Origin of the sequence: Burkholderia vietnamiensis LMG 10929 (genome assembly GCF_000959445.1) — a bacterium.
GTDB classification, from domain to species: domain Bacteria; phylum Pseudomonadota; class Gammaproteobacteria; order Burkholderiales; family Burkholderiaceae; genus Burkholderia; species Burkholderia vietnamiensis.
In genome coordinates this window covers 684,996-694,011 of the sequence record NZ_CP009630.1, presented here as the reverse complement: position 1 = coordinate 694,011, position 9,016 = coordinate 684,996, and the positions used below count along the sequence as shown (strand labels likewise).

The following is a 9,016-nucleotide window of genomic DNA, read 5'->3' as shown; positions in this document are numbered from 1 at the left end:
AGGGTCGAGCGCGACCCCGTCGCGTCAGATTGTCGTGCCGTACGTGCGCGTGCTGCCATTCGTCACCCCGAATCCTATGAAATGGCGCTCGGCGACGATCGCGCCGCCCACGACGCCGATCCGTTGCCGCGCCTGGTCGTTGCGCGTCGGCCGGAACCCGGCCGCGGGAATCCCGAGAACATACGAAGGCCCGATGGCAGCGACATGGCGGGTGTTACGGACCATTCCGGCCGCGCGCGAATGGTCCGTAGCTTTTGTCACAGTCGGCCGGCCGCGTGGGCGCGCACACGCGCGGCGAGCGCATCGGCCACGCGCTCGACCACCGCCGGCCAGTCGCCCGGCAGGCGCTGGCGGAACAGCGTCGCGTGCGGATACCACGGGCTGTCGTCGCGCTCGAGCAGCCAGCGCCAGTCGGGCACGCGCGGCAGCAGCACCCACACCGGCCGGCCGAGCGCGCCGGCCAGATGCACGACCGACGTGTCGACGGCGATCACGAGATCCAGCGCGTCGACGAGTGCGGCCGTTTCCGCGAAATCGGTCAACGCGTTCGCGAACGACAGCACGCCGCCGGCCGCGAACGCGGCGGCGTCGCGCGCGCGCACGTCGACCTGCAGGCTGACGAAGGTCGCGTCGAGCGCCATGAGCGGCGCCAGCGCCGCCAACGTCATCGACCGGTTCTCGTCGTTCGCGTGATGCGGATTGCCCGACCACGCGAGCCCGACGCGCAGGCGCCGCGACGGCGCGGCCGCGTCCAGCCGCGCGCGCCAGGCCGCGCGCCGCCGCGGGTCGGCATGCAGATACGGCACGTCGGCCGGCACCGTGTCGAGCGTCGTACGGAACGCGAACGGCAGGCTCATCATCGGGCAATGCAGGTCGAACGCCGGCGCGGGCTGCCCAGCGGCGACGACGCGGCTCACGCCGCGCAGCGTGCCGAGCAACTCGGCCAGCGCAGCCGGCGCATCGATCACGACGGTGGCCCCGAGATCGTGCGCGAGGCTCGCGTAGCGGCAGAACTGCAGCGTGTCGCCGAAGCCCTGCTCCGCGTGCAGCAGCAGCGTGCGGCCCGCGAGCGGTGCGTCGCCGGTCCACTGCGGGCGGCCCGCATGACGCCGGTGCAACGTCACGTCGGCGGCGTCCCAGCGCGCCTCGTGCAGCCGCCAGCCGGTCGCGAAGTCGCCGGTCAGCAGACGGCAGAATGCGTCGGAACGGCGGGCGATGCCGTGATTCGGGTCGTGCCGGCAGGCCAGCGCGAAATCGGCGAGCGCCCCCGCGTAGTCGCCGAGCTGCTGGCGCGCGACCGCGCGCGTGCAGAGCTCCTGCGCGGTGCTGCCGGGCGCGGCGGCGGCGGCCGCGTAGCTCGCGAGCGCATCGTCGTAACGGCCGAGCAACTGCTGCGCGATCGCGCGATTGCACAGCACTTCGGCATGCGGACCGCGCGCGGCGAGCGCGCGATCGTAATCGGCAAGCGCGTCTTCACAGGCGCCCAGCGTGCGCAGCGCGCCCGCCCGATTGCGCAGCGCGTCGAAGTCGCCCGGCGCGCGCGCCAGCGCTTCGTCGTAGGCACGCACCGCTTCGTCGTGACGGCGCAGTCCGAGCAACGCGTTGCCGCGGCCGAGCCACGCGCCGACGCTGTCGCGGTCGAGCGCGAGCAGACGGTCGGCGCGCTTCAGCAATTCGTCGTGCAGATGCAGCAGATCGAGCGCGACGCAGCTGACGAACAGCAACTGGGCGTCGTCGGGCATGCGCGTCAGCACTTCGTCGATGCATGCGAGCGCGTCGGCCGGGCGGCCCAGTTCGATCAGCGCATGGCCGCATGCGTAGACGAGTTCGGCGGTCTTGCCGCGCACCACCATCGCGAGCCGGAAGCAATGCACGGCCTCGTCGCCGCGCCCCAGCGCGCGCAGTGCATGGCCGCGTTGCGCGAGCGCGTCCGCGTCGTGCGCGTCGATCTGCAGCGCGCGTTCGATGCTGATCAGCGCGTCGGCGGGACGGCCCAGCACGCGCAGCGCCTCGCCGCGCCGCACCCTGGTCGCGACGCGCCCCGGCTCGCGCAGCAGCGCGAGGTCGTATGCGCCGAGCGCTTCCGCATGCCGGCCGAGCGCAAGCAGCGCGTCGCCGCGCACCGCATGCGCGCGCGCATGGCCGGGATCGCGCGCGAGCGCCTGCGCGGCCGCGTCGAGCGCGTCGCGATGGCGGCCGATTCCGGTCAGCGCCACCGCATGGTTGGTGAAATTCCACGGCTGATCGAGCCCGAAGCGCATCGAGCGCGCGATCTGCGGCTCCGCGCGCGACGGGTCGCCGCGTTCCAGATGCACGACGCCGAGCAGGTGCAACGCCTCGACGTGATCGGGCAGCATCGCGAGCACACCTTCGTAGAGCCGCGCCGCGCCGGCGAAATCGTGCCGCGCGAGCTTCGCGCGCGCGTGTCGCAGCGCGTCGTCGACGGCCGCCCGCAGCGGCGGCGCGGGCACGGTGCTCATCGCGTCGCGCGCGCAAGCAGCGCCGGCAGCGCGGCGCGCACGCGCTCGACCACCGGCACCCACTGGCCGCCGGCCGGTTGCCGGAACAGCGTCGCGCGCGGATACCACGGGCTGTCGTCGCGATCGAGCAGCCAGCGGAAATCGGGCGTGTGCGGCAGCAGCACGGCGAGCGGGCAGCCCAGCGCGCCGGCCAGGTGCGCAACCGACGTATCGACGCTGATCACCGCATCGAGCGCGCCGATCAGCGCGGCCGTCTCGGCGAAATCGGTCAGGTCGTCGCCCACGAAACGGATCGCGCTCGCGTCGAGCACCGCGCGGTCGTCGTCGCGAATCACTTTCTGCACGCTGATCCAGTCGTAGCGATCGTCGAGCAGCGGCAGCAGCTCGGCCAGCGTCATCGAACGGTTGCGATCGTTCAGATGCAGCGGGTTGCCGGTCCATACGAGGCCGATGCGTGCACGACCGCTGTCGCCGAGGCGCGCACGCCACCGTTCGACCCGCTCGGGATCGGCGCGCAGGTACGGCGCGCCCGCGGGAATCGACGCGAGATTCGTGCGGAATTCGAGCGGCAGACTCAGCAGCGGGCAATGCAGGTCGAACGGCGGCAGCGGCTCGCCGCGCGCGACCAGCACGTCGACGCCGTCGAGCGTGGCGAACAGCGTCGTCAGCTCGACCGGCGCCTCCAGTACCACGCGCGCGCCGAGCGCCTTCACCAGCGGCACGTAGCGGCAGAACTGCAGTGTGTCGCCGAGCCCCTGTTCCGGATACAGCAGGATCGTGCGACCGTCGAGCGGCATGCCGCGCGTCCAGCGCGGTTGCGCGAAATCGCGCCGGCTGGCGTCGAGCTGACTGTCGCGCCAGCGCCATTCGTACTCGGCCCAGCCGGTTTCGAAATCGCCGGTCGACAGGCACAGGAAGGCGCGCGTGCAGTGTGCGGCGGCATCGTCCGGATCGATGTCGAGCACGCGCGCGTAGGCGTGCAGCGCGTCGTCGTGCCGGCGCAGCGCGCGCAACGCGTGGCCGCGATGGAAGTGCGCGAGCTTGTCGAGCGGCGCGAGCGCGATCGCGCGTGAGAGATCGTCGAGCGCATCGTCGTAACGATGCGTTTCGAGCCGCACGCGTGCGCGCGTGAACCACGCCGGCGCGCACTGCGGGTCGAGCTCGAGCGCGCGCTCGCACAGCGCGTGCGCGTCGGCGTGGCGATCGACGCGCATCAGCGCATCGGCGAAGTTGCACAGCACGACGGTGCTGAGCGGATCGGCGTCGAGCGCGCGCGCATAGCTATCGATTGCGTCCGTGTGACGTCCGAGTTGGCTCGCCGCGTTGCCGCGGGTGGCGAGCGCGCACGCGTGGCGCGGCTCGAGCGCAAGCGCGCGGTCGCAGCGCAGCAGCGCTTCGTCGTGGCGGCCAAGCTGCTCGAGCGCGATTGCGCTGTTGACGAGCGCATCGACGAAGGTCGGCTTCGTCGCGATCGCCGCGTTGAAATCCGAGAGCGCGCGCTCGGGATCGTGCAGATCGAGATGAACGACGCCGCGCAGGAACAGCACGTCGGCACTGCCGGGCGCCAGCGCGAGCGCATGGTCGTAGCTGTCGGCCGCGTCGCGATAGCGGCCGAGTTCGCGCAGCGCGAGACCGCGCGCGCGCATCGCGTCGAACGTGCGGCCCGCGAGCGCGATTGCGCGATCGCAGTCGGCCAGCGCCGCAGCGTGGTGGCCGAGCGCGCGCTGCGTGTCGCTTCGCTTCACGTAGCCGTCGGCGAAGCCCGGGGTCAGTGCGAGCAGCCGGTCGTAGGCTATGCGGCCTTCGTCGTGCCGGCCGAGTTCCGCGAGCAGGCCCGCGCGCTGGAACAGTGCGCGCGCGTGCGTCGGATTGATCGCGAGCGCATCGTCGAGCCGTGCGAGTGCGTCGTGTGTGCGGCCGAGCCCAGCGAGTACCGCCGAGTAGTTCGCGAGCGCTAGCGGCGCCGGCTGGCGCTCGATCGAGCGCCGCATCAGCGGCTCGGCATCGTCGAGCCGTCCCTGCTGGAAACGCAACACGCCGAGCAGGTGCAGCGCTTCCGGATGGTCGGGATCGGCTGCGAGCAGCGCGGCGTACGCGTGCTCGGCCTGCTGCAGCGCGCCGTCGCGGTGCGCGGCGCGTGCGCGGGCGAGTAGTTGGTCGGGGGCGAGCGCTTCGGGGGCGCTGGGATTGGGTTGCCTGGCATTGGACGGGCCGGCATCGGCTCGGCTCGCATCGGGCGGGTTACCAATGGGCGCGCTGTCATCGGGCTGGCTCGCACCGGGCCGGCTGCCACTGGACGGGCCGGCATCGGCTCGCCTGGCATCGGGCTGGTTACCAATGGGCGCGCTGTCGTCGGGCGAGCTCGCATCGGACCGGTTGCCATTGGACCGGCCGGCATCGGCTCGCCTGGCATCTGGCTGATGACCAACCGACGCGCTGCCATCGTGCTGACTGCCATCGGCCGATCGCGGCGCGGCCGGCGCGCTCGCGCGTGGCGCTCGTTCCAGGTTCGAGGACCTCGCGCGGCCGTCGAGCGCATCGACGTCGCGGCGCAGTGGCGGCAACGCATTGCCGCCACCCGCCAGCGCATGCACCTGATCCGGATCGGACGCCAGCACGCGCTCCCAGCGGGCAAGCGCTTCGTCCGCGCGACCGAGCCGTTCGAGCACGGCCGCGCTGTCGCGCAGCACGTCGAGCCGCGCCGGGTCGGCCGCGATCGCATCGTTGAACGCGGCGAGCGCTTCGTTGTCGCGGCCAAGATCGGCCAGTGCGCGGCCGCGCTCGGCCTCGATCGCGGCCACGCCCGGCCGCAGCGCGTGCGCGCGCTCGAAGCAGTGCAGCGCGTCAACGGATCGCTGCAGCTCGCGCAGCACGAGCCCGCGGTTGAACCACGATTCGCACGATTGCGGGTCGACCATCAGCGCGCGCTCGTAGGTGTCGAGCGCTTCGTCGAAGCGGCCGAGCGCCCGCAGCGCACCGCCGCGATTGCACAGCGCATCGAGCACGAGCGGCGACAGCGCCAGCGCGCGATCGAACGACGCAAGCGCGTCGTCGTAGCGCCGCAGCCCGAGCAGCGTGTTGCCGCGGCGCACGAGCGTCTGCACGTCGTCGGGCGATGCCCGCAGCGCCGCCGCGAAATGGTCGAGCGCCTCGTCGACGCGTCCCTCCTCGCCTACCAGCGCGCCGAGATCCGACAACGCGCGTGCGCTCGCGTCGAGCGCGATCGAGCGGCGCAGCAGCGCTTCGGCCTGATCGGCCGCACCGCGCTGGAACTGCAGCACGCCGTACAGGTGCAGCGCCTGCGGATGATCGGGTTCGTTCGCGAGCACGGCAAGATAGTCGCGTGCCGCGTCGTCGAAGCGCCCGGCGCCGTGCCATTGCTGCGCGCGGCCGAGGAGCGCCGCCGCTTGCCATTGCCCGGACGCACCGTTCGCCGGCGCGCCCGCGTGTGGATCATGCCGGTGCTCGACCGTCACGTTCGCCCCCTTCCCGTTTGCCGATGCCGGCGACGGGCCGAAGCGGCCGGTCGCGGCGGTCATGTTCGGCACGAGACTAACGGACGCCCGATAACAGCCGTATGACGAAAGTTACGGACCATTTTTGCCGGGTCACGCAGCGCTCGGTCGGCTGCGGCCGACCGCGGCCGTGCCGGCGCCGCAGGGCGTTGCCGCCGCCGTCACTGACCGATCGCGATCGTCCTCACGTATTCGACCGGCGGCGCGCCGATCGTCACGGCGAAGCGCACACCGCGCGGCAGCGGCATCCCGAGCGACGTCGAATTGCTGATGCCGTGCTGCGCGAGAAACTGCGCGTAGGCTTGCTCGATCGCGGCCTGGCTGGTCGTCCAGCCGCCGGGGGCGATCCACACCGCGAGCTGCATCGCGCGTGCATCGCTGCTGACGACGACCTGCGCGAAATCGTCCATGTGCCGCAGCGCCGCGTCCACCTCGGCGAGCGTGGCGAGCGGCTGCGACGCGCTGCGCACGAGTGCGCGCCCGTTCAGCCGGTAGCGCACGACCTGCACGTGCGTCGGCCCGCTGCCGACGCCGAGACGGCGCACCATCACGAGCTCGTTCGGCCGGATGCGCAGCGGCGGCCCGAACACCTCGTCGGCCGTCACGAGGTTCATCAGGTCGAACTGCAGCTGGGAGAAGTAGCGGCCGAGCAGACGCGTTTGCGCCAGATTCGACGCGATGTCGTCGCGGCCGCGAATCGTCGCATCGAGGCCGCGCCACGACAGCAGAGCGATCACCGCGAGCAGCGCGATCGCGACCAGCATCTCGATCAGCGTGAAGCCGCGCGCATGGAGGCGCGCGGGCCGATCAGCGCCGTGCTTCATTCTGGATCACCGTCACGACTTCGGCGAGCACGGTGCCGCTCGATGCCGACGGATAAACGCTGACCGTCACGCGCCGCACGAGCGGGCTCGGCAGCGTGGCGACGGACTGTCGGCAGACGAACCGGTAACGGCCTTGCGGGCACGCGAACGTCTGCGTGCCGGCGTCCGGCCAGCTCGACGCGATGCGCAGTTCGCCGAGCGCGTTGTCTGCGCTCCAGAGCGCGAGCAGCCGCATGCGGGTCGTGTCGGTATCCGCGGCGAGCGCGCCGATCGCGCGCATCACGGCGCCGAGCGCCACCGCGACGATCGCCAGCGCGATCAGCACCTCGATCAATGTGAAGCCCCGTCGCGATGCCCGAGCAGCGCGGAAAGTGTCGGTTCTGTCATCGCACATGAGCTGCGTTCGAGTCGGTGAGTCGCCGCCGCGCGGCGTGCGCCGGGCACGCGACGCGTCGCGCAGCGTCGCCATGGCGGACGCCACCCGTGCACGTTAAGCGGAGCGTATGGCACGGACGTGTCGAAAGGTACGGATCATTTTGGGCGGCGCACGCGCCAGGATCACGCCGGTAAGTGACGCGAATGCGTGACGGGGAGCGCAGCAAAGTGGGGAAAGCGGCACGTATGGCAGATCCGTGGCGAAAGCTACGAATCATTTCGGGCGACGCATGCCCCGGCACCACGTCGTTGCATGACGCGATGCGTCGCGAGGAACTGAGGAAATTCGAAGGGTCCGGATCGTTTCGGTCGGACCGCGGGCGGCCTGAGGCACGCGTGCGCGTGACGCAATGCGTGGCAGCGAATGGAGGAAATCGGCGACGAGCACCGCGTATTGCAGCGGTGTATCGAAGCGTGCGGATTATTTGGCTCGATTGGCGCGCGGCCCGAGGTCACGCCGGTGTCTGGCGCGACGCGGGGTAGAGAGCTAAGAAAATCGGAAAGGCAGAAAGAAAGGAGACGACGAACGGACGCCTGCCCGCATACCGCCCGATGCGGCAGCGTCAGCGGCTCACGTCGTCACGGCGTCGTCATACTCGGCGCGCGCCCGCTCGCCGGCGGCATACGCGTCGGCTTCGCGGTGGTAGCCCTCGGTGCTGAACGCGACGACTTTCACGCCCACGCCGGACGTCCGCTTCACCGTCAGCGCCCATTGCCATCCGCCGTCTTGTTCGAAGACGTGCAGCGAGGGTTCGAGGGATGAGTCCAGTACGATCACGGATTGTGCTCCTGCCCTGCGCGTCGCATCGGCGCCGCCGGGCATGTCGAAAAATTGCGCCGAGTGCCGACGCGATCCTGCCATTCGCCAGTCTAGTCAAAGAATGTTGCGACGCACCATCAGGGCTTACACTTGCCTATCGGAACCGGCCAGTCGATCGAAACTGTTCGCAAGTCAAGCGGCACGGGCCTCGCGGGCCGCCCTCCGCGGCGCGCCAGCGCGCCGTGCGTCAACGTGCCACATCGACGACCAGCCAATGGCGACATACGTAATCGGGGCGCGCCAGATGTGCCCGAACGCAGCGACCGCACTCCGGCACGAGCCTCCGGCTGCTACTGCGCGGTCGGCGTCACGAACCGGAACGTGAGATTGACGCGCTCGCCCTGCACGGCCGGCGCCTTCGGCACGCGGTGCAGCCATTCGGCCTGCGTGCGCCCGCGCATCACCAGCAGGCTACCGTGCGTGAGCCGGTACGCATGTGTGACGCCGCTCGCGCGATGACGCAGGTCGAACACGCGCATCGCGCCGAGACTCACCGACGCGATGACAGGCGCGTCGCCCAGCTCGCGCTCGTTGTCCGCATGCCAGCCGAGGCTGTCCTGGCCGTTGCGGTAACGATTGAGCAGCACGCTGTTGAAGGGCGCGCGGCTGGTCTCCTCGACCGCGCGCTTCAGCTCGAGCACGGCCGGCGTCCACGGCGCCGGCACGTTGCGGATCCCCGAATAAACGTAGACGGCGTCGCGCTCGCCCTGCCACGCGGTCAGCCGCGGCAGCGGAATGCGGCCGCGCGGCGTGCGGATCGTGTCCTGTCGCCACGCGACCTCGTCGATCAGCGCGGCCAGCAGGCGGTCGGCATCGGCCGGGGCGAGCCAGTCCGGATACCAGTCCACCTCGGGAGCCGGCGTATCGGCGAAAAGATCGGGCGTCGACATGGCGGGATCAGACAAAGAGCGAAGGACGGGAGCGAATCATCCATGCATGGTA

7 protein-coding genes are annotated in these 9,016 nt (G+C 71.1%); all 7 read right to left on the bottom strand.

Translation table 11 applies throughout. The features are described 5' to 3' along the window. Positions 1–24: 24 nt before the first annotated feature. Positions 25–225, bottom strand: a complete 201-nt coding sequence (locus AK36_RS03375) for a hypothetical protein (RefSeq protein WP_014725296.1) — start codon at positions 223–225, stop codon at positions 25–27. A 32-nt stretch (positions 226–257) separates the two neighbouring features. Further along, positions 258–2,480 (bottom strand): tetratricopeptide repeat protein, encoded by a 2,223-nt coding sequence (locus tag AK36_RS03370; RefSeq protein ID WP_045578406.1) that lies wholly within the window; start codon positions 2,478–2,480, stop codon positions 258–260. Then, entirely contained in the window at positions 2,477–6,019 is a 3,543-nt protein-coding gene (locus AK36_RS03365; RefSeq protein ID WP_224383334.1) for a tetratricopeptide repeat protein, read from the bottom strand. Before AK36_RS03365 ends, AK36_RS03370 begins: the two co-directional genes overlap by 4 nt. Positions 6,020–6,156: 137 nt before the next feature. Next, a complete protein-coding gene (locus AK36_RS03360; protein ID WP_034195246.1) occupies positions 6,157–6,819 on the bottom strand; it encodes a PulJ/GspJ family protein in 663 nt (220 codons plus the stop codon). Further along, a complete protein-coding gene (gene gspI / locus AK36_RS03355) occupies positions 6,803–7,213 on the bottom strand; it encodes a type II secretion system minor pseudopilin GspI (RefSeq protein WP_063710896.1) in 411 nt (136 codons plus the stop codon). Before gspI ends, AK36_RS03360 begins: the two co-directional genes overlap by 17 nt. 612 nt (positions 7,214–7,825) lie before the next feature. Continuing rightward, positions 7,826–8,032 carry a hypothetical protein gene (locus tag AK36_RS03350; protein WP_043292475.1) on the bottom strand — a complete coding sequence of 69 codons (207 nt, stop codon included), beginning with the start codon at positions 8,030–8,032 and terminating at the stop codon, positions 7,826–7,828. Positions 8,033–8,364: 332 nt separating this feature from the next. Next, on the bottom strand, positions 8,365–8,964 hold the full coding sequence (locus AK36_RS03345; RefSeq protein WP_045577855.1) for an alpha-ketoglutarate-dependent dioxygenase AlkB family protein: 600 nt from the start codon (positions 8,962–8,964) through the stop codon (positions 8,365–8,367). Positions 8,965–9,016: the final 52 nt, after the last annotated feature.

What these genes read in the sequence shown, in the direction of transcription:
- AK36_RS03375 (WP_014725296.1), bottom strand. Translation starts at nt 225, where the DNA reads ATGGTCCGTAACACCCGCCATGTCGCTGCCATCGGGCCTTCGTATGTT.
- AK36_RS03370 (WP_045578406.1), bottom strand. Translation starts at nt 2,480, where the DNA reads ATGAGCACCGTGCCCGCGCCGCCGCTGCGGGCGGCCGTCGACGACGCG.
- AK36_RS03365 (WP_224383334.1), bottom strand. Translation starts at nt 6,019, where the DNA reads ATGACCGCCGCGACCGGCCGCTTCGGCCCGTCGCCGGCATCGGCAAAC.
- AK36_RS03360 (WP_034195246.1), bottom strand. Translation starts at nt 6,819, where the DNA reads ATGAAGCACGGCGCTGATCGGCCCGCGCGCCTCCATGCGCGCGGCTTC.
- gspI (WP_063710896.1), bottom strand. Translation starts at nt 7,213, where the DNA reads ATGTGCGATGACAGAACCGACACTTTCCGCGCTGCTCGGGCATCGCGA.
- AK36_RS03345 (WP_045577855.1), bottom strand. Translation starts at nt 8,964, where the DNA reads ATGTCGACGCCCGATCTTTTCGCCGATACGCCGGCTCCCGAGGTGGAC.